At 69.1% G+C, this 20,299-nt stretch carries 16 protein-coding genes; 5 read left to right on the forward strand and 11 right to left on the reverse strand.

Annotated features, from left to right (window positions below):
* Positions 1–5 precede the first annotated feature (5 nt).
* Together HNV26_RS02685 and HNV26_RS02690 are read right to left on the reverse strand one after the other, a co-directional pair.
* A complete protein-coding gene (locus HNV26_RS02685; protein WP_171439520.1) occupies positions 6–2,369 on the reverse strand; it encodes a GMC oxidoreductase in 2,364 nt (787 codons plus the stop codon).
* Positions 2,370–2,520: 151 nt separating this feature from the next.
* Entirely contained in the window at positions 2,521–3,999 is a 1,479-nt protein-coding gene (locus tag HNV26_RS02690; protein WP_171439521.1) for an ELWxxDGT repeat protein, read from the reverse strand.
* Positions 4,000–4,311: 312 nt separating this feature from the next.
* On the opposite strand from HNV26_RS02690, the gene gspG reads away from it, so the two are divergent.
* Positions 4,312–4,764 (forward strand): type II secretion system major pseudopilin GspG, encoded by a 453-nt coding sequence (gene gspG / locus HNV26_RS02695; RefSeq protein ID WP_171439522.1) that lies wholly within the window; start codon positions 4,312–4,314, stop codon positions 4,762–4,764.
* 18 nt (positions 4,765–4,782) lie between these two features.
* Here the strand turns inward: gspG and HNV26_RS02700 are convergent, their stop codons facing one another.
* From HNV26_RS02700 to tesB, 5 genes are all read right to left on the reverse strand, one after another.
* Positions 4,783–5,484: a glutamine amidotransferase-related protein gene (locus tag HNV26_RS02700; RefSeq protein ID WP_171439523.1), complete on the reverse strand. Its 702-nt coding sequence runs from the start codon at positions 5,482–5,484 to the stop codon at positions 4,783–4,785.
* 40 nt (positions 5,485–5,524) lie between these two features.
* Positions 5,525–5,803 (reverse strand): hypothetical protein, encoded by a 279-nt coding sequence (locus HNV26_RS02705; RefSeq protein WP_253816150.1) that lies wholly within the window; start codon positions 5,801–5,803, stop codon positions 5,525–5,527.
* Positions 5,804–5,888: 85 nt separating this feature from the next.
* Entirely contained in the window at positions 5,889–7,928 is a 2,040-nt protein-coding gene (locus tag HNV26_RS02710) for a DUF1592 domain-containing protein (RefSeq protein WP_171439524.1), read from the reverse strand.
* A gap of 13 nt (positions 7,929–7,941) precedes the next feature.
* On the reverse strand, positions 7,942–9,336 hold the full coding sequence (locus HNV26_RS02715; RefSeq protein WP_366816737.1) for a DUF1552 domain-containing protein: 1,395 nt from the start codon (positions 9,334–9,336) through the stop codon (positions 7,942–7,944).
* Positions 9,337–9,495: 159 nt separating this feature from the next.
* The gene (tesB, locus tag HNV26_RS02720) at positions 9,496–10,365 is read right to left on the reverse strand and encodes an acyl-CoA thioesterase II (RefSeq protein ID WP_171439525.1); all 870 of its coding nucleotides are present in this window, start codon (positions 10,363–10,365) and stop codon (positions 9,496–9,498) included.
* A gap of 255 nt (positions 10,366–10,620) precedes the next feature.
* Here tesB and HNV26_RS02725 point away from each other — a divergent pair, with 255 nt between their 5' ends.
* Positions 10,621–11,544: a bile acid:sodium symporter family protein gene (locus tag HNV26_RS02725; protein ID WP_171439526.1), complete on the forward strand. Its 924-nt coding sequence runs from the start codon at positions 10,621–10,623 to the stop codon at positions 11,542–11,544.
* On the forward strand, positions 11,541–12,518 hold the full coding sequence (locus HNV26_RS02730) for a hypothetical protein (RefSeq protein ID WP_171439527.1): 978 nt from the start codon (positions 11,541–11,543) through the stop codon (positions 12,516–12,518). Before HNV26_RS02725 ends, HNV26_RS02730 begins: the two co-directional genes overlap by 4 nt.
* 82 nt (positions 12,519–12,600) lie before the next feature.
* Here HNV26_RS02730 and HNV26_RS02735 read toward each other — a convergent pair whose 3' ends face one another.
* The 3 genes from HNV26_RS02735 to HNV26_RS02745 all read right to left on the reverse strand — a co-directional run bounded on the left by HNV26_RS02735 (position 12,601) and on the right by HNV26_RS02745 (position 17,206).
* The gene (locus HNV26_RS02735; protein ID WP_171439528.1) at positions 12,601–13,083 is read right to left on the reverse strand and encodes an FKBP-type peptidyl-prolyl cis-trans isomerase; all 483 of its coding nucleotides are present in this window, start codon (positions 13,081–13,083) and stop codon (positions 12,601–12,603) included.
* A gap of 118 nt (positions 13,084–13,201) precedes the next feature.
* Positions 13,202–14,773 (reverse strand): ribonuclease H-like domain-containing protein, encoded by a 1,572-nt coding sequence (locus HNV26_RS02740; RefSeq protein ID WP_171439529.1) that lies wholly within the window; start codon positions 14,771–14,773, stop codon positions 13,202–13,204.
* Between the two features lie 15 nt (positions 14,774–14,788).
* Positions 14,789–17,206, reverse strand: coding sequence for a DEAD/DEAH box helicase (locus tag HNV26_RS02745; protein ID WP_253816152.1), 2,418 nt, complete (start codon positions 17,204–17,206; stop codon positions 14,789–14,791).
* Between the two features lie 121 nt (positions 17,207–17,327).
* Between HNV26_RS02745 and HNV26_RS02750 the strand changes: the two genes are divergently transcribed.
* Entirely contained in the window at positions 17,328–18,575 is a 1,248-nt protein-coding gene (locus HNV26_RS02750; protein ID WP_171439530.1) for an ArsB/NhaD family transporter, read from the forward strand.
* Between the two features lie 15 nt (positions 18,576–18,590).
* On the opposite strand, the gene HNV26_RS02755 is transcribed toward HNV26_RS02750, so the two are convergent.
* Positions 18,591–19,427 (reverse strand): hypothetical protein, encoded by an 837-nt coding sequence (locus HNV26_RS02755; RefSeq protein WP_171439531.1) that lies wholly within the window; start codon positions 19,425–19,427, stop codon positions 18,591–18,593.
* Positions 19,428–19,531: 104 nt separating this feature from the next.
* Between HNV26_RS02755 and HNV26_RS02760 the strand changes: the two genes are divergently transcribed.
* Positions 19,532–20,299, forward strand: coding sequence for a cyclic di-GMP-binding domain-containing protein, MshE-related (locus HNV26_RS02760; protein WP_366823762.1), 768 nt, complete (start codon positions 19,532–19,534; stop codon positions 20,297–20,299).

Here is a 20,299-nt window from a genome sequence, read left to right on the forward strand (position 1 = left end):
CTCTCCTACTCCAGCTTGGTTCGCGCGAAGACGTCCCAGAGGTTGCCCATGAACATGCTCCCAAAACGCTTCAGGGCCTGGGCCTTCGCCAGCGGTGATGTCGTTCCCAGCACGGCAAAGGTCGTGAGCTGCTGCAGGAAGTCCGGCATGCCCAGACGGATGATGCCGCTGGCCACCGCGGGCGCATGCCGGTCGCTGCCCCGGCGGATGACGGTGTAGAGCGTGGACGTGTCCGACCACATGTCGAAGCCGTCGTCGTCCCGGACATGTTTGTAGCCATCCAGCAGGTACTGCTGGCCGTCCATGCCGGTGAAGGGCAACAGGTAGAGCATCCGCCGCTCGTAGTAGCTGTCCGTGTCCACGAAGAGGTTGAAGACGCCGTGGTCCACCTTCGCTCCGTCAGGAGGCGTGAGGCCGTGGACGTGGACGGTGCCTTGCGCGATGCCGGAATGGGCCTTCTCCGCGAGGAAGCGGTCCAGGTTGGGCAAGGTGATGGTGAGGATGAACTCGGCCACCCTGCCCTCTGACTTGCCCTCCTCCTCGGCGCCCGCGTAATCCGTGTCCGGCAGGTGGCCGTGGTTGATGAAGCCGCGCATCCGCTCGGTGAAGCGCAGCCCCACCACGGGCGTTGGCGACAACACCGTGCCTCCCTCTGGAATCACCACGCTCCGCATCGGATCCTCTCTTGGCACCACCCGCGTGGGCGCCACACTCGTGCTCATCCGCATCGACGCGCGGAACGGTTCCGCCGCCGCCCGGCCCGAAGCCGTTCCGGCCCGCTCTGGGGCGGTCCAGGCGGGGTTCCCCAGCACCTGGCGGATGGCGGCCTCGACGTTGCGCTCCGCCACCGCGGCGATGGTGGATGACGGGTTCACCCCGGTGCTCGCGGGCAGCGCGGCGCCATCCAGCACGTACAGCCCAGGGTGGCCGTGCACCTCACCGTCCGGGTTCAGCACCCCGTAGGCCGGCTCCTCCGCCATGGTGCAGCCGCCCAGGTTGTGGACGGACACGGGGATGTGAAGCCGATCCCACAGGGGGTTGAAGACGGCGCGCGCCCCGAGCGCCCGAGCGATGTCCTGGCAGATCTGCTCCTGCGTCCGGTACAGCGGCAGGTTGGAAGGCACGTCCCAGCGCACCTCCATGTCCTGAGTCAAAGGCCGCAGCGCGAGCCGCCCGTTGGCGCGATCCCTCCCCATGGCCAGGAACACGGCCTGGAAGCGCCCGCGCTCCTTTCCCATGACGGTTTCAGGCTTGGAGCGCCGGCGCAGGGCGCGGACCAGCTGCTTCTGGAGCAGGTCCGCCGGGACACGGAAGTCCCGGCTCATGTCCAGCACCTGAAGCAGCCCCGCCGCCTGCCCTGGGTGCCCGCCCTCCTGGAACAGGAACCACGTCTTGTCCGGCCCCTGCCCCTGGTCCACCACCAGACTGGTGGTGATGGTGGGGCCCTCGGACGGGTCCCACACCTCGCGCGTCTCGAAGGCGAAGGCCAGGAAGTCGCCGTTGGCCGAATAGCGGAACCCCAGCCGGTCACTGATGCGCGGGAGCGTGCCCCACTGGTCACGGCAGCGCAGCAGCAGCTCCGTGGTGTTCACCGTGCCGGCGCACAGGAACACCCGGCGGGCCTCCACGGTGCGCTCGGCGCCGCCCGCGGCATGGTCGGTATAGGTGACGCGATATCCGGCGGGAGACAGCGGCTCGATGCGCGTGGCCTCCGCCTGGGTGGTCATCTCCGCGCCCTGCTGTTCCGCGACGGCCAGGTAGTTCAGGTCCAGCGTGTTCTTCGCGCGGACGTTGCATCCGATGTCGCATTCGCCGCAGTAGTTGCATCCCTCCTGGGCGACGCCGAACTTGTTGGGCATCGGCTCGCCCGCGGGGGCGAAACGCACGGCGAGGTCCGGGTAGAAGAACTGCTGTTCGCGGCCCAGCTTGCGCGCGACCTCCCGCATCCGCTTCGCCTTGGTGGGCAGGCCTCGCGCGGACGCGGTGATGGGCTGGAGGTCCAGCATGTACGCGACCAGGTCGTAGTACGGATCCAACGCGGCGCGGCTGTAGCCCTCCGGCCAGTCAGTGTCGAAGGTCTCCGCCGGCGGGCGCAGATGGACATTGGCGTAGATGAGCGAGCCGCCGCCGTAGCCCGCGGCCTGGACAATGCTCATCCCTGGCAGCAGCTTCACGTCGAAGAGGCCCTGGCCGTATCGCCACAGCCAGCCGTTGAGCGGGTTGCTCCAGTCGCGGGGGAAGCTCCCCTTCGGGTAGCGCAGGCCGCGCTCCAGGACACGCACGGTCAGGCCCGCCTGTGCCAGCCGGCAAGCCGCCACCGCTCCCCCAAAGCCGGTGCCAATGACCAGCGCGTCGTACGTCGGCGCCATGTTCCCCCTCGTCGAGACCTGTCCCCGCGGCAGGTTTCAACTGACACTTTATTAACGCACGAGGGTCTGATCCTTCGACCTCCACCTATCCAGGGAACCCAACCCCTTGGAATCGTTGTTACCCATCGGGGCTGGGCGTGGGAACCGAAGCTCAGTAGGCGGGGTGCTGCTTGCACTCCCCCTTCGGACGGAACGGCAAGGCCCACAGCTCGCGTCCAGTCTTCCCGTCATCCGCCGAGAAGAACACGTCCCAGCCTGAGCGCACGAAGTCGCGTGGGGACGAGGAAGCGCTCCCGTGCGCCAGACCTCGCAGCGCCTTCGTGCCCGAACGGGTGCCATCACTCACCCAGGGCTCGTGCCCATGCACCCCGTCGCTCGCGGAGAAGAACAACGTGCCTTCAATGGAGGCCAGCGCTTCAGGATCCGATGAGCCACCACCGGGCGCCAGATCCTTGAAGAGCCTGGTCCCCGAGCCGGTGCCGTTGATCACCCAGAGTTCACGTCCCTCTCCGGAGCCATCATTCGCGGCGAAGAAGACTCGCGACTTCAGGACCGCCAGAGAGCTCGGTGAGGAGCTCATGGGCCCTGGCCAGATGTCCTTCACCAGCTTCGTGCTTGAGGTCGAGCCGTTGCTGATCCAAAGCTCCTCACCCTCTGGCTCACCTGCCCCGGCGCTGAAGACGACACGCTTACCCAGCGCGACCAGGTCGTGCGGATAATCGCCGAAGAAGTGCCGCAACTGTTGCGTGTTCGAGGCGGCCCCATCCGTCTTCCACAAGCTGGCTTCGCCCTCGTCGTTATCCACGAGGAAATAGAGGCGCGACTTCACAGCCAGCAGGTCGAAGATGACGTTATCTCCTACCCGACTGAGGACGGGGACGGCACCTGGTACTCCGGTGCTACGCCAGAGATGAATCAACTCGCGCGTGGCGCTGTCCTGACCTGCGACGAAATAGAAGGCCTCGCTCCCCACGCGAGCAAAGCTCCGCGGGGTAGAGCTATCGGGGCCGGGCTCGATGTCCTCGACGAGGTACGTCCCCGCGTCCGTTCCATCACTGCGCCACAGCTCGCGTCCGTGCACGCCGTCGTTCGCGCCGAAGTACAGGACACCCCCGAACTCAACCATCAGCACGGGCACGAACCTCCTGATGAAAGGGTCCGGCCGGAGAATCCCATCCTCCGGCCCCGGGTAGATGTCCTTCACCAGGTACGTGCCGCTCGACGTCCCGTCGGTCACCCACAACTCGTAGCCGTGGACGCCGTCATCCGCGGCGAAGAACACCCGGTTCCCCACCCGGGTGAGATTCGAGATCTCCGCCCCCGCCAGCCCTGGGTAGATGTCCTTCACCAGCGACGTACCGCTTCCCTCCGTTCCGCTGCTTCGCCACAACTCGCGTCCATGCACCCCGTCGTCCGCCGTGAAGAAGAGGACCCGGTCGCCGTGGAGCAGATCGGCTGGATTGGACCCCTCGGGGCCAGGGTGGATGTCCGCCAATCGAACGGCCTCCTTCCCACATAGCTCCCACTTCTGACTCAGGGCGGACTCCTGACTCGCGAAGTCGACATCATCGACTTCGGCGCCACAACCCGCGGCGCCCAGGAGAACGAGTAGTGGAAGATGGGGCTTCATGACGGCCTCCGTTGAGGGCGCGTCCATCCGCGCCGAATCCGGAGAGTGAGAGGCATGCGTACCCGCATCTACCTGCGCAGGGGTGGCACTCCGCGGGCGGAAAACGACAGTCGTGCACGCGGCGAGGGCGGAGACAGCGGCGCTCAATCCAGGCACGGCGACTGCACTGGCGAGCGTCCGCGCCTGGCGCCCAAGCCCTGCTCCAGGCGCACGCAACCCGCGGCATGTGCAACGCCCTTGCACCGGCAGCCATGACGACACGTCGGGCACGCACGCGCCGGACACAACGTCACACGAGGTCACAACTCAAAGATGAATCCAACCCAGCAGAAGCTGAACGCTCGGCGTCGTCACGTTCGCGGATTTACGCTGATTGAAATCATGGTCGTCATCACCATCCTCGGGCTCATCGCCGCGGCGGTGGGCCTCTCCGTGATGTCGAACCTGGAGGAGGCCAAGCAGAAGACCGCCGCCCTGGACATCAAGACATTGGAGACGGGGCTCAAGCTCCACTACATGAAGTTCGGCAGCTTCCCGGAGACCCAGGCCGGCCTGGAAGAGCTCCTCCAGGCGCGCTCGCTGGAGCGACTGCCCACGGACCCGTGGAACCGTGACTACGTGTACATGAATGAAGGCGGCCGCCCTGTCATCCTGTCGTACGGCGCGGACGGTGTCCCAGGGGGGGATGGCAGCGACGCGGACATCACCTCCCAGATGGAGTCACCGTCCGCGAGCGCGGCCCGCCGCCCCAAGGGGCTCCGTTAGTCCGAGCCCTCGCGCACGTCAGCGGCCCGCCGCCACGCGCGCGAAGTGGTGCGCGAGGCGGTGCAGCACCTCCGTGTTGTCGGCCTCCGCCGCCTTGAGCTTGGGCAGCTGCGCCTTCAGCTCCTGGAGGTTCTTCCCGCGCTGTTGGAGGCTGTCCGCCTCGAGGTCGATCCATCGCCCCAACTCGCTGGCGGTCAGCTCCAGGTGGAACTGGAAGCCGTAGGACGTGCCCAGCCGGAAGGCCTGCTGGGTATACCGGTCCGTGGACGCCAGCAGCGTGGCGTCCGGGACGGGCGCATATGAGTCACCGTGCCAGTGCGCCACGACCGTGCGCGGACGGGCCCCGGACACCACGGGGTCCTTCTGCGCCTCCGGCGTCCATCGCACCGGGCCCACGCCCACCTCGAAGCCATTCTTCCCGGGGAACACGTCCGCGCCCGCCGCCGCCGCGAGCATCTGGGCGCCCAGGCAGATGCCCAGGCACGGGCGCTCGTAGGCGAGCCGCTCCATGAGGATGCCCAGCTCCTGCCGCAGGAAGGGATGCTGCTCGGATTCGTAGACGGCCATGCGGCCGCCCATGATGACCAGCAGCTCCGCGTCCACGTCCTCCCGGCGCACGGCGCGGAAGCGGTTCACCAGCGTGAAGCCCGCCGCCTGCAACACCGGCCCCAGCAGGCCGGGCCCTTCGTGCTCCTCGTGCTGGAACACCACCGCGCGCATCGACGTCACCTCCCAAGCCGCGGGCGCCCTGCCCGCCGGCTCAATCGTATGCGCACGACGTGCAGATGTTGAGGCAGGTCCCCACCTGCTCTCTGTGCTCCTTCACACACTCCTGGTTGGAGGCGCAGTTCTCGTCGCTGGTACAGCCGGGCACACACGAGCTGAAGGTTGCGTCCGCGCAGTACTGTCCCGGCTGGCAGGGGTCATCGCCCATGAACTCTCCGCACTCGGTGTACCCCTGCTGGAGGGGCGCCATGACGCAGGCGCTGGTTCCCAGGGCAAGCACGGTGAGGACGGCGGGCCAGAGACGGGTACGCATCGAATTACCTTTCGGGAGCAAGCGGAGGATGCCCGCTTGCTCTCGACGGCCGTCCGAGCGCCGTATTCACGGCCCGTACATCGTTCTACTCCGCGGCCGGCACCGGGCAGCGGTTGCGGAAGCTGTCGCTGAGGGCCACGGCCACCAGCAGTTCGGGGAGCCGGTGTCCGCCCGCCGAGAAGCGCGTGTCCACATAGCGCACGGTGGCCTCGTCCTCGTCTGTCAGCGCCCGGCCCAAGCCATAGGCCAGCGCCTGCCGCGTCATGCACGTCGCGAAGGCCGGGTCGCCCTTGAGGATGGTCGCCAGCTCACGCGGTCCCTGGAACGACACGCCCTTGAAGTTGCCCGTGGCGTCCACCGGCGAGCCGTTGTCCGTCTCCCGCCAGGCCCCGGCCGCGTCGTAGTTCTCCAGGCCGAAGCCGATGGGGTCCAGCGTGTCGTGGCAGCCCGCGCAGGCGGGGTTCGCGCGGTGCAGTTCGGTGATCTGCCGCAGCGTGGAGCCCGGCGGAACCTGCGTGGGCAGCGCCTCCACGCCGGGAGGCGGCGGAGGGGGCTCCTGGCACAGCAGCTTGCCCAGCACCCACTTGCCGCGAAGCACCGGTGACGTGCGCGTGGCCAGCGACGCCTGCGCCAGCACACCTGCCTGGCCCAGCACACCGCCGCGCCGTCCGTCGCCCGTGCTCACGCGCGTGACGGAGGCGGAGCCCGGGCGAGGCAGGCCGTAGTAGTCCGCGAGCCGGTCGTTGACGTACGTGAAGTCCGCGTCCAGCAGCTCCAGCGCGCTGCGGTCCTCGTTGAGGAAGGCGCGGAAGAAGCTCTCCCCTTCCTCTCGAATGGCGCGCTTGAGCTCGGAGTCCATGCCGGGGAACAGCGTCGGGTCCGCGGTGATGCCGTCCACCTTCCGCAGGCCCAGCCACTGGCCGGCGAAGTTCTGCACCAGCGCCTCGGACCGTGGGTCCTTCAGCATCCGGCGCACCTGCGCCTCCAGCACCTCCGGTTCGGCCAACCGGCCCGCGTCCGCCAGAGACGTCAGCTCCGCGTCCGGCTGGCTGCTCCAGAGGAAGTACGACAGGCGCGATGCCAGCTCGCGCGCGGACAGCTCGCGCTTGCCCGTCCCAGGCGCCTGCGTCTCCACGACCTGGAAGAGGAAGTGCGGCGACAGCAGCACCGAACGGAGCGCGAACTTCGCCGCCAGTTCGAAGCCGTCCCCCGACTCCCGCACGAGCGTGTAGACGCTCATCATCTCCGCGACCTCGTCCGGCTTCGCGGGACGCCGCCAGGCGCGGTTCGCCAGCGACTCCACCATCTGCCGGGCACAGGCTTCTTCCCCGGTGGTGGCCGGGTCGCACACGCGCAGGTGGCGCTGGGTGGCCACCGACGTGGGCGCGGGCGACCGGACCTCCATCCAATCCAACAGGAGGTTGCGGTCCGTGGACGTGTCCGGGTCGTAGATGTCGTTGGTGAAGCGCACGGTGAAGCGCTTCGGTCCTGGCGAGTCCACCCGCACCGGCTGCGTGTACACCGTGGGCGTGATGGCCGGCACGTCGAGCGACGCCACCACGACGCCATCCAGCAGCCACTGCATCCGCACCGGGTCCGGCGGCGCCTGCGTGCCCCACGCGCGCACGGAGAGCTGGTACTCGCCGGTCTGGGCGAAGGTGAAGGTGGCGGAGAGGTCGCCGTTGGACCACAGGTTCCACACGGTGCCGTTCTGCTCGCTGGCGCCGGTGGTGGCGCTGGCGGATTCGGCCTCGAGGCGAACGGTGCCACCTCCGGCGCTGGCGGCGCCGTCCCGGGCCCAGGCCTGGTCGATGAGGCGGCCCGCGGTGGCCTCATAGGCCTCCACCAGCGCGGGGGACACGCCCAGCAGGCGGGCCTCGTTGTCGAAGCCGTGGCCCGTGGGGTCCGCCGGGAAGGCCGTCGCGGGCCGGCCCGTCTCGCCGAGCAGATCGCGCACGGTGTTGTCGTACTCCGCGCGGTTCAACCGGCGCAGCGAATGCGCGCCATCCGAGCAGCTCTGCGCGGCGACGACGGGCTTGGGGTCCTGGGTGCGCGCGACGGGCAGCTCGTCCGAGCACGCGGTGAGCAGCAGGGGGATTCCGAAGAGCAGTGAGCGGGTCTTCATGTGCGGTCTCCCCTCACGCCAGCCCGGCCAGCGGTCCCTGCGCCAGCGGTCCGAAGGTGCCTCGTGGAATCTCGAAGGCCTGGAGGATGGAGAGCAGCACGTCTCCACACCGCTTGCCTTGTGCCCGCATGTGCCGGCCCGGCCGGATGGCGCCGCCCGCGCGCCCCGCGAGCAGCACCGGCATGTCGTAGTGGTTGTGCCAATCGCTGTGCGAGATGTCGCTCGAGTAGAACACCGCCACGTTGTCGAGCAGCGTGCCCTCCCCCTCCGGCACCGCCTTCAGCCGTTGCACCAGGTGCGCGAAGCGGGCCACCTGCCACCGGTCGATCTCCACCTTGGCCGCCAGCTTCACCGGATCGTTGCCATGGTGGGAGGCATCGCCGTGGTGGGAGAAGGCCCGGCCGTTGACGGTGAACATCATCGGGCTGACGCACATGCCGAGCATCAGCGTGGCGACGCGGGTGGCGTCGCACTCGAAGGACTTCACGATGAGGTCGCACATCAGGTTGGCGTAGGCCGTGCCATCCATGGGGATGCCCACGGGACGGGCGCCCGTGGCGCACGCGGCGGCCGGAGCACCCTGCTCGGCTTTCTGGATGGCGACCTCGATTTCGCGGATGCCCGTGAGGTACTCGTCCAGCCGGAGCTTGTCCGCCTGGCCCACCTTCGCCTGGAGCGCCTTCGCCTGGCCCGTCATCCGGTCAAGCACGCTGCGCCGGTACATCCAGCGGCGCCGCTCCGCGTCCGTGGGGCCTTCGGCTGGAAGCGAACCGAAGAGCCGGTCGAAGATGACGCGTGGGTTGTAGACGTTGGGCAGCCGCCGGCCGCGGGAGAACGTCACCATGCAGTGGTCCTCGCCGCTGCAATGGTCCTGCGTGTCGTCGTAGGACGACGTCTTCGGGTCGATGAAGCCATCCCCGTTCGCGTCGCGGTAGCCGGGGTTGTAGTAGCCGTTGTTCTCCACGCTCAGCGTGAGCGCCGGCACGCGCACCTGGGCCGACGTGGCGCGCGCGATCACCTGATCGATGGAGTCCGTGCTGCCCGCGACGATGCGCTCGGACGCGGTGAGCATCATCCAGAAGCCGCCTTCGTGCGTGCGCTCGTAGTAGTCCCACGCGCCCAGCCGCATGCCGCTCAGCACCAGGACGTCGTCCTTCACCGGGGCCAGCGGGGACAGCGTGGGCGTCAACGCGTAGTTCGCGCCTTCGGTCGTCGGAAACCACTGGTCCGGGACGACGCCCGCGGAGTGGAACATGCCCACGAAGCGCAGCGGCGGCTTCGCACCGGACGCTTGCGCGCGTGCCGCTGAGGGAGCCATGGCCTCCAGCCAGGGCAATGCGAGCGTCGCTCCCGCGGCACCCCGCAGCAGGCTGCGTCGCGACAGCTCCCAGGTTCTCGATTTCGACACGGGGGGTCCTTGTTGTCTGAGCCGCCGCATTGCCCAGCAACGAGGGTGCCACCCCCGGAAAGAACCAGGAATTCCGGAGAGTTGCAGCCCTCGCGGATTCCCACGGGCGTGGCAGGGGGCTCGACCCCACACGCGGGTGTGGGGTGTCGTCCCCGTTTCTCAGGCCGTGGGCTTGCGGATGCGCAGCAGCCCTTCCTGGGCCACCGAGGCCACCAGCCGGCCGTCACGCGTGTAGACGCTGCCGCGGGACAGGCCGCGCGCGTTGCCCGCCCACGGGCTGTCCATGGAGTACAGCAGCCAGTCGCTCACCTTCAGGTCGCCGTGGAACCACAGGGCATGGTCCAGGCTGGCGCCCAGGATGCGGGGCTGGAAGAAGCTGGCCGCGTGGGGCAGGAGCGCGGTGCTGATGAGGTTGAAGTCGGACGCGTAGGCCAGCACGTACCGGTGCACCTGCGGATCCTCCGGCAGGTCGCCGTTGGCGCGGAACCACACGTGCTTGATGGGCGCCTTCGCCTCTGGGGTGAACGGATCCTCCGGCGCCACGGGCCGGATCTCAATCGGCTTCTCCCCCAGGAACTTCTCCCGCAGGGCTTCCGGGATGCGGGCGGACAGGCGGCTCAGCAGCTCCTGCTCCGAGGCCAGCGCCTCCGGGCCCGGCACCTCCGGCATGGGCACCTGGTGGGCAAAGCCCTCTTCGTCCCCGTGGAAGGAGGCCATCATCGTCAGGATGGGCTCGCCCTTCTGGACGGCCACGACGCGCCGCGTGGTGATGCTGCCGCCGTCCCGCACCCGGTCCACCGTGTAGACGACTGGAAGCGTCGCGTCGCCCGGGCGCAGGAAGTAGCCGTGCAGGGAGTGGACATGCCGGCCGGCGGGCACCGTCTGGCTGCCCGCGGACAGCGCCTGCCCCAGCACCTGGCCGCCGAAGAGCTGGCGGAACCCCAGGTCTTGACTCCGGCCACGAAACAGATTTTCCTCGATTTTCTCCAGTTTAAGGAGCGACAGCAGCTCATCCAGGACTCGGCTCATGGCCCCTGTCGTAATCGACCCGGGCACCGGTGTCTCGGGAAGCGGCGCCCTGTCCAGGGGCCCACCCGACCGCGAAGCCATGTCGGTTCACGAAGAGAATAGACGGCTCATGCGCAGCGCCGCAGTGCATCAATGACATACGGCGTCATGGGTAGCCTCCACTTTTAGCAACCTTTGAGGGCGGAGACGCTTGAAGCGCCCCGCACTCTTGCGCGACGCTAATGCTCAACGCTGGACACTCCATCCGGGGGGCGAATGCAGTCGAGTGTATTCACGGCGGTACTCATGCCGCTGGCGCTGGCCGTCATCATGCTTGGGCTTGGCCTGACGCTGACGCTGGCGGACTTCAAGCGGGTCATTGTCTATCCGCGCGCCATCCTGGTGGGCCTCGGCTGCCAGATGTTGGTGTTGCCGGTGGCGTGCCTGCTCATCGCCCACGCCTTCCGTCTGCCGCCGGAATTGGCGGTGGGGCTGATGCTGCTGGCGGCTTCCCCCGGCGGGGCGACGGCGAACCTCTTCAGCCACCTGGCCCGCGGTGACGTGGCGCTCAACATCACGCTGACGGCGGTGAACAGCGCGCTGTCGCTCGTCACGCTGCCGCTCATCATCAACCTGTCGCTGGCGCACTTCATGGACGAGGGCCGCGCGGTCCCCATGCAGTTCGCGAAGATCGTGCAGGTGGTGCTCATCGTGCTGGGGCCAGTGAGCCTGGGCATGTTCATCCGCTCGCGCAGCGCGGCCGTGGCGCAGCGCATGGACAAGCCCATCCGCATCCTGTCCACCCTCTTCCTCGTCGCGGTGATTGCGGCGTCCGTGTACACGGAGCGCGCGAATGCGCTCAGCTTCTTCCGCCAGGTGGGCCCTGCTGCGCTGGCCTTCAACCTGGTGAGCCTCGCGGTGGGCTACTTCGTGCCCATCCTGCTGCGCCTGCCCCAGCGGCAAGCGGTGGCCATTGGCATGGAGATTGGCATTCACAACGGAATGCTCGCGATTGCCATCGCGCTCAGCCCGACGCTGCTTGCGAACTCGACCATGGCCATTCCCCCGGCCATCTACAGCCTCATCATGTACTTCACCGCGGCGGCCTTCGGCTTCTATGTCAGCCGGCGCTACGCGGATGCGCAGGACCCCGCTGTACACCGCACCCCCACGTCACTCCCCGAGAAGGTGTCTCGATGACGCTGCGTCGACCGCTGTCCGTGCTTTCCCTGTCACTTTGCCTGGGATTCTCCGCGCCAGCCGCCGCCGAAGAGCCAGAAGCCGCTGCCCTGCCGTCGACTCCGCAGACAGCCCCCAAGCCCACGGACGCACCCACGGCCCCCACGCTCCCTCCGCTGGGGCCCGACACCCGTCTGTATTTCGCGAACATCAACTTCCTGCGTTGGAACCCGCTGGGCATGGAGACCCAGAACCGGCTCGTCCTCCAGAAGAGGATGTTCGACGGCGAGTCCATGTTGACGCGCGACAACTTCGTCAACGGCGCGTTCGCCATCAAAGCCAACCCGGCCTCGGTGAAGATTGGCCCCGTCTTCGAGATTCAGCCGCTGGCCATCTTCAACCTGCGGGCGACCTATGAGTACGTCCGGTACTTCGGCACCTTCGGGTTCCTCCAGTCGTACAACAACCCGATGCTGGACTTCTCCGACGACGCGCGCGACCTGACGGAGGACGCCGCGTACAGCACCTCCGGTCACCACTACATGGTGGAGCCCACGCTCCAGGCGCGCTTCGGCTCGTTCGTGGTGCGGAGCAAGGCGTCCATCGAGTACTGGAACGTGGCGCTGCGCGAGGGCAACGGTGCGTCCTTCTACGACGCGTTGCTGGACACGCTCATCCCCGGCCGGGGCTGGGTGTTCACCAATGACACCGACCTGATGATGCTGACGACGCCGCAGCTCACGCTGGGGGCCCGCTTCAGCGGTGTGTGGCCGCGCTACCAGGATGGCTCGGGTGGAGCGCAGAACGTGGACAACGGCCACACGCGCATCGGCCCCATGCTGGCGTACGCCCTGAACACGCGCGAGGGCTCGTCGTTCAACCGGCCGACGATCCTGCTGAACTTCGCGTGGTACCTGAACCACCCGAACCGTGGCGGCGCCCTGCCCTACATGATGGGCGCCTTCGCCTTCACGTCCGACTTCCTGGGCGGCTAGGTGGAAGACTCCCGCCGGGCGTCCTTTCCTGGGGACGCCCGGCGTCGAAGCAAGGAGGGGCCCGCGAAGGCGCCCGTCCGAATCAGTGCTCGTCGTGGGGCCCGTGGGCGTGGCCGTGCTCCAGTTCCTCGGCCGTCGCGGCGCGGACGTCCCGCACGGTGACCTCGAAGTGCAGCGTCTTGCCGGCCAGCGGGTGGTTGAAGTCCACCAGCACGGAGTCCGCCTTCACTTCCTTGATGACGAAGTCCACCTCGTCCCCGTCCGGGTCGGTGGCGCTGAGCACGCCGCCCGCCACCAGCTCCAGGCCCTCCGGGAACTCCGTCTTCGGGACCTCCTCGATGCCTTCCGGGTCGTAGTCGCCGTAGCCCTCGTCGGGCCCCACCGTCACCTGGAGGGTGTCACCACGCGACTTGCCCTCGAGCGCCTTCTCCAGGCCCGGGACGATTTCCTCGTGCCCCTGCAGATAGACGAGCGGCTCCCCCGGCTCGCTCTCGTCCACGGCCTTGCCGTCGCCGAGGTGGAGGCGGAAATCGATGGAGACGACGCTGTCCTTGGTAATTTTCATGGGGCCCTCATAGCGCACGGCCGTGGCGTGTGCCTCAATCATGTGCCTGTCTGATCATGAGGCGAGCGTCCCGCCCGGAGCGACTGTCCGATTCCAGTGGAGCGGAAGCCCAGAAGCGTCAGGTTCCCGAGCGCGAGCGCCCCATTCCCAGGTCCAGCGAGGCCGCCCGGGTGCTCCGGGCCAGGCGCGTCTCCAGGCGAAGGAGCCGGCGGTGATGGTCCACAGGCAGCTCCGCCGCCGAGGCCAGCTTCGCGTGGTGCAGCGCCCGCGCGAGGTCCTTGAGGCCATGCTCGTACAGCTTGGTGAGCTGGAGGTGCAGCGTCGCGGCCTGGAAGCCCTGGGCGGTCTGCAGTGCCTGGTGCAGGTGCGCCGCCGCGGCCGAGGCGTCACCCGCCTTGCGTGACAACCGGGAGGCCAGGGCCAGGGCTTCGATGCCCACGACGCCGGTGTCCCCCGCCGCCGCGGCCCGGGCGAAGGCCTGGGCGCGCTCATAGTCGCGGGCCCGGAGCGCCACGCCCGCGAAGCCGAGCAGGTCGCGAGGGTCCGCGTCCCGGGGCACGGAGGCGCCTGCGCCCCCTGCACGGAAGCGGCGGACCAGCTCACCGAGCAGGGCCGCCAGGAGGAGGAGGTCGTTGACGTTGTGCTCCAGCACGGGCGTCAGCGCCGAGCCGTCTCCGCCGCGCAGGTAGCGGAAGTACAGGTCGGGAATCAGCGAGCCGTCCACGTCGTCGACGCGCCGGAAGCCGAGGACCTGGTCTTCCAGGTGGACCAGTCGCGTGCCGGCGCCCCGGTGCTTGAAGACGCGGCGGGCGCAGTGGAGCAGGTCCAGGTGGGGCAGCTCCACGGGTGCGGGGACGCGGTTGAGGACGAAGCGCGTCCGCAGGAGCGGCCAGTCGAAGCTCTTGCCGTTGAAGGTGACGAGGCAGGAGGACGTGGCCATGCGCTCGGCGAGCGCGCGCAACATGGGGGCCTCTTCTCCCAGGCGCCGCAGGAAGAGCTGGTGCACCTTGAGCGAGCGGCCCTCGAACCACGCCAGCCCCACGAGGAATGGCACGGTGCCCGTTCCTCCCGCGAGCCCGGTGGTCTCCGTGTCCAGGAAGAGCATCCGCTGGAAGTCCACGCCGGCCAGGTCCGCGTGCAGCGCGAGGCTGGCGACCAGGGGGCCTTCCACGTCCAGGGCCGCGGCGAGGGGCGCCGAGCCGTGGTGGTGTTCCGGGGAGAGGATGCGCTCGGAGACGTGGACCGTGCCGTGGGCCGTGGCACGCGACTCCACGGGCAGCGGGCCAGGGGGCGCTGGCGGTGGCGTGCCCCGGCGCGCGGCGGCCAGGCCCTGACGCTCCGACCAGTCCGACAGCATCCGGCGCAGGCTGTCGATGCGGGGATCCCGGGGGGCGGGTGGAGGCGAGGCCACGACGGGGCGTGCTGCCGGGGCCTCCACCGCGCCCGCCTCGCGGGCGACCTGCGATTCCGCGCCGGCGGGCGTGGACGGCGCCTCCATGCGCCGGGCTTGAACCAGCTTCGCCAGCTGCGCGGCGAGCGCGTCGGGCACGCCCGCTTCGGCCCCAGACGCGGGCATGGAATCCGCGCGCGCGGAGGGCTCGGCCTGTGGCTCCGCCACGGGGGGCTTCGGGGGTGACTTGCCCCCGGGGCCCACGCTCGTCAGGCGCGCCAGCTTGCGCTTGAGGTCCACGGCCGCGCCTCCCGGTTACTGCATTCCCGCGATGCCCAGCGCCGAGAGCACTTCGAGCGCCAGTCGCTTGCGCGGATGCGGGTCCACGGGCGCCTGCCCCGGCATCGCCCCCGCGGCAGGGCCGATACACGCCGGACAGCCATCCTCGCACGTGCATGACTCCAGCAGTCGGCGCGCGCGGTTCAGCAGCTCGTCCCGCTGATCGTACAGCCGCGCCGCCAGCCCCACGCCGCCGGGCACGTTGTCGTACAAGAACAGCGTCGGGTCGAAGCCCACGCCACCATCCTTGCGGGGCGGTCCCTCCGCGTCATCCCGGCTCCCCAGTGTCTTGCCGATATCCCGCGGGTCGATCATCAACCCCACGCACGCCACCGTGCGCAGCGCCGTGGTCAGGCCGCGCAGCGCGTCGATGACCGCCGGTCGCGGCGCTTTCATGGCGCGCACCACCGTCTCCGGCACCGTCAGCCAGAGCGCCGTGGTGTGCATCTGCATCTCCGGCAGCGCCACGTCGCCGTAACCGACGTTCTCGTGCGTGTGGTACTTGATCTTCTTGTACCCCACGACCTTCTCGATGACGCTCACCTCGCCCATGCCCGCCAGGAGGTCCGGGCCCATGGGCGCGGCCTGGTCCTCCTGGATGACGTGCACGCGCACGTAGGTCATCGCGTCGGTGAAGTAGTCCGGCGCCACCTTCCGCACGAAGGCCTTGTGGTTCTCGTAGTCGAAGCGCTCGACCTGATACTGCTCGGCCTCGTGCTGGTAGATGGCCTGCTCGTGCAGCATCGTGTGCGCCGAACGGAAGTCCATCTCCGCCAGCGTCCGGTCCGTCCCCTTCTCGATGATGACCACGTTGTCCCAGCCCACGCTGCGCAGCGACACGTGGTTGGCCGGATACGCATCCGTGGACCAGTGGAACACGCGACGGCCCGCCTCGCCCACGGTGGGGTGCACCACCTCATGCTGTGCGAGGAACCCGAGCGCCTCCGTGGTGGACTCCGGCGGTACGTCCCCGAAGGGCTCTCCCTCCTCGAACGGCAATTCGAAGGACGCGCACTTGAGGTGCTGGACCAGAATCTCCACGTTGTCCGGGTCGATGCGCGCGTGCTCTACCGGGGAGCCCACGAGGAAGCGCGGGTCGCCGGCGAGGTACTGGTCCAGCGGCGCGCTCGACGTCACCAGCAGCGCCAGGCTCCCCTCACCGCGCCGCCCTGCCCGGCCGAACCGCTGCATCAGCGCCGCCACCGAACCCGGGTAGCCCGCGCACACCACCGCGTCCAGCGAGCCGATGTCGATGCCCAGCTCCAGCGCGTTGGTGGCCACCACGCAGCGGACTTCACCCGCACGCAGCGCCGCCTCCGTGGCGCGCCGCGTGCCCGGCAGATACCCACCGCGGTAGCCCTGGATGAGGGACGGGTCCAACTTCTCCTCGACGAAGCGGTCGCGGAGGTACTTGAGCATCACCTCGATGTTGTTGCGCGACTGCCCGAAGAGCAGCGTCGACACGCCCGCGCGCACCAGGTCGGCCGTCAGCCGCACCGCCGTCTTGAGATAGCTGGCCCGGATGCCCAGCTCCGCGTTCACCACGGGCGGGTTGAACACCATGACGCGGCGCTCGCCGGAGGGCGCCCCGCTCTCCGACACCAGCGTCACGTCCCGCCCGAGCATCCGCCGCGCGTGGGCCTCCGGATTGCCAATGGTGGCCGACGCCGCGACGAACACCGGGTCCGCGCCGTGGAAGCGCGCCACGCGCTGGAGCCTGCGCAGCACGTTGGCCAGGTGCGAGCCGAAGACGCCCCGGTACGTGTGGAGCTCGTCGATGACGACGTAGCGCAGGTTGGAGAACAGGCGCGCCCAGCTCGCGTGGTGCGGGAGGATGCCCGTGTGCAGCATGTCCGGGTTGGTGAGCAGCACGCCGCTGCGCTCCCGCGCGGCCCGGCGCGCATCGGCTGGCGTGTCACCATCGAAGGTGATGGCGCCGTGGGACAGGCCCGCCTCGCGCATCAGCGCGCGCAGGGACTCTTCCTGATCTCTGGACAGGGCCTTGGTGGGAAACAGGTACAGCGCCCGAGCCTGGGGCTCCCGCGCGAAGCGGTCCAGCAGTGGCAGGTTGTAACAAAGGCTCTTGCCGGAGGCGGTGGGCGTGGCGATGACCAGGCTCTGGCCCGCCCGCGCCAGCCGGTACGCCTCCGCCTGGTGCGAGAAGAGCTGCTGGATGCCCCGCTTCTCGAGCGCGTCGCGAACCTGGGGCGCCACCTCTGCCGGAATGGGCGCGAAGACGCCTGCCCGCGCGGGGGTGGCCTCATCCAGGACGAAGCAGGAGCGGAGCTGCCGGTCCGACCGCCACCCCTCCAGCACGGAGTCCAGCCCGCGAGGCGCGTTCCACGGCGTGCGACGGGCCTCTCCGAAAGCGCCCGGTTCCTTCTCTGGCTTCATGGGCCGGGCACTGTACAGACGTATACCGAGGCAAACAACGCGGGAGCGCGCCTCATTGGTTTGAGCTCCAGCCAATGCGCACAGAGGCGGACGCGCGGGCACTCCACTAGTGTGCCGCGCCGTGGCCCTCGCCATCTTCCTGTTCACCTACGTCTTCATCGCCGGTGCGCGCCTTCCGTACCTGAAGCTGGACCGCCCCGGGGGCGCGCTGCTGGGCGCCGTGCTGATGGTCGTCTTCGGCGTCGTCACGCCCGCCGAGGTCTACAACCACAGCGCCGACGCGAACCGTCACGCCATCGACGCGGACACCATCGTCCTCCTGCTGGGGATGATGCTGCTGGCGGCGTACATGTCCCAGGCGTCCTTCTTCCGCACCGCCGGCGCGTGGGCCGTGCGCAGGGCGCACACGCCCCGGCGGTTGCTGCTCGCCGTGACGTTCATTTCGGCCGTGCTGTCCGCGTTCCTGGTGAATGACACCGTGTGCTTGATGCTCACGCCCCTGGTGCTGGCTACCGTGGAGGACGCGCGCCTGCCGCCGGCGCCGTACCTGCTCGCGGTGTGCATGGGCAGCAACAGCGGCTCGGTGGCCACCTTCACCGGCAACCCGCAGAACATGCTCATCCAGGGCGCCTCCGGGCTGTCCTACGCCAGCTTCGCGGCGTACATGGCCCTGCCTGCCCTGCTCTCCACGGCGGTGGTCGCCGCCGGACTCCTGTACCTGTTCCGGCATGACCTGCCCGTGAAGCAATTCGAGCCCAACCCTCCGCCTCCGCCCGTGGACCGGGGCATGATGGTGCTCACCTTGACGGTGCTGTTCGGGGTCGTCGTGGCCTTCTTCGCCGGGCTGCCCATGAGCTGGAGCTCCCTGGCCGGCGCGGCCCTGGTGATGGCCCTGGCCCGCCGCGAGCCACGCGAGGCGCTGGAGCGCGTGGACTGGGTGCTGCTGCTCTTCTTCGCGAGCCTGTTCGTGGTCGTCTACGGCGTGAACAAGCACGGCTACGCGGAGGACATCCGCGTCCTGTTCGAGCCCCTCATGGCGGGCCCGCCCCTGCGGGAGACGCTGGGCTTCGCGGGGCTGACGCTGGTGGCGTCCAACCTGTTCAGCAACGTGCCCTTCGTCATGCTGGCGCGGACGTGGGTGCCCACGCTGCACGACGTGGAGCTGGGCTGGCACGTGCTCGCGCTGGGCTCCACGCTGGCGGGCAACCTCACGCTGGTGGGGAGCGTGGCCAACCTCATCGTGTTCGAGGCCGCGCGCGGGAAGGTCAACATGAGCTTCCTCCGCTTCCTCCGCGTGGGCCTCCCGGTGACGCTCGTCAGCTTCGTCGTGGGGCTGACCGTGCTCCTGGTGGAGCACGCGCTGTTCTGACGCAGGCTGTGTGGCTCAGGGGTCGGGGTCCGGCAGCTCGCCGGGCGCCAGCTCGTCTTCCGGAGGCTTCGTCGCCTCGGGGGCCGGAGCCGGGGCGCCCGCCTTGCCGGGCACCACGTCCGAAGCCGCCGCGGAAGCCCGGGGCGGCGGCGCGCCGCCGCGGTCGGTGGGCGTCAGGTCCTTCACGAACATTCGCGCCACCTCATCCAGCATGGACGTCATCGCCGCGCGGAAGAGTGAAGGGTCCTTGCCCACCTTGAACGGGTCCAGGTGCTCCTTGCCCTCGGCCACCTGGTCCATGGCGAACGGGCGGCGCCACACCTCCGTGCGCCCGTCCAGGGTGAACATGCGGCCATAGCCTCGCAGGTACGCGCCCGCGCGGCCGTCTTCGCTGCGCATGCCGTAGTCCTGGATGACGAACTCGACGATGGTGTCCGCGCCCAGCGACGCCACCAGGTCGTAGTCCGGCGCGTTGGCCGGCACCTCCTCCACCAGGAAGCTCTCCAGCACCGAGGCCACCCGCGCGGGGTCCACCACGTGCGTCCACGGGAACTCACGCGGCAGTTGCGACAGCGTGGTGACCCGGAGGCGCTCGGAGATCTCGAAGCGCGTGACGGCTTGAAGCAGCTTCACCGTCAGCCGCCGGTCCGCCTCTACCGGCTCCAGCTTCTTGAGCTTGTTCCGGTACGCCGAGTCTTCGCGGAACACGTGGCTCTTGGGGCCGGCCCCGTCTTCGATGCGGGAGATGAAGGCCGGACGCTGGACTCGGTCCAGGTCCGCACCAGCCAGGCGCTGCGACGCACAGCCTGAAGCCAGCAGCAGTGCGAGAAACGGCAGTATCCGTTGCGTCATGAAGGGACGGTTCTACCCCATTCCCGTTCCTCACGCTCCTCCCCGGCCCCCCGGGTGTTGGCGGGTCTCCGGTCGTGCCTGACTGGCTGCTATGCTTCACGGCTGTGAAACAGCCGCCTGTCACACCCTCTGTCTCGCTCCCCGGCCGCAAGCGCCGGCTCGGGGAGATTCTCATGGACGCCGGGCTCCTCTCGGAAACCCAGCTCCGCTCCGCCCTCGCGGAACAACGCAAATGGGGCGGCAAGCTGGGCCTCACCCTGGTTCAGATGGGGTACGTGGACGAAAGCTCCATGGTCCACGCCCTGTCGCGGCAGCTCGCCATTCCCACGGTGGATCTGGAGCAGCACATTGCGTCAGCGGCGGCGCTGCAGGCGCTCCGGGCGGACATCGCCGAGCGCTACACCGTCTTCCCCATCGCCGCGGATCCAGCCACGAAGACGCTCACCGTCGCCTCCGCGGACCCCACCAACGTGGAGGCGTTCCAGGAGCTGGCCTTCCACTGTGGCCAGCGCCTCCAGGTGGTCGTCTCGAGCGCCTCGTCCATCGAGCGCGCCATCCGCCGCCACTATCATGGGGAGGTCACCTCCACGACGGCGACCCCGCTGTCCTTCGGCATGGACGAGCCCACCTTCGAGCTGGCGCCCCCGGCCGAAAGCGCTCCCGTGTCGATGGCCGTGCGCGCGGCCTCGGCGCCCCTGGCGCAGCCCGGACGTGAGACGGAGCTCACCCAGCGCGTGGAGGAGCTGACGCAGCAGGTGGCGGGGCTGGAGCGGATGGTGGCCCAGCAGGCCCGCTCGCTGCGGGCCATGCTGGAGCTCCTGGAGACGCGCGGCCTGGTGACGCGAGACGACTACCTCGCGAAGGTGCGCTGA

It is taken from the genome of Myxococcus xanthus (assembly GCF_013116825.1).
GTDB classification, from domain to species: Bacteria; Myxococcota; Myxococcia; order Myxococcales; family Myxococcaceae; genus Myxococcus; species Myxococcus xanthus_B.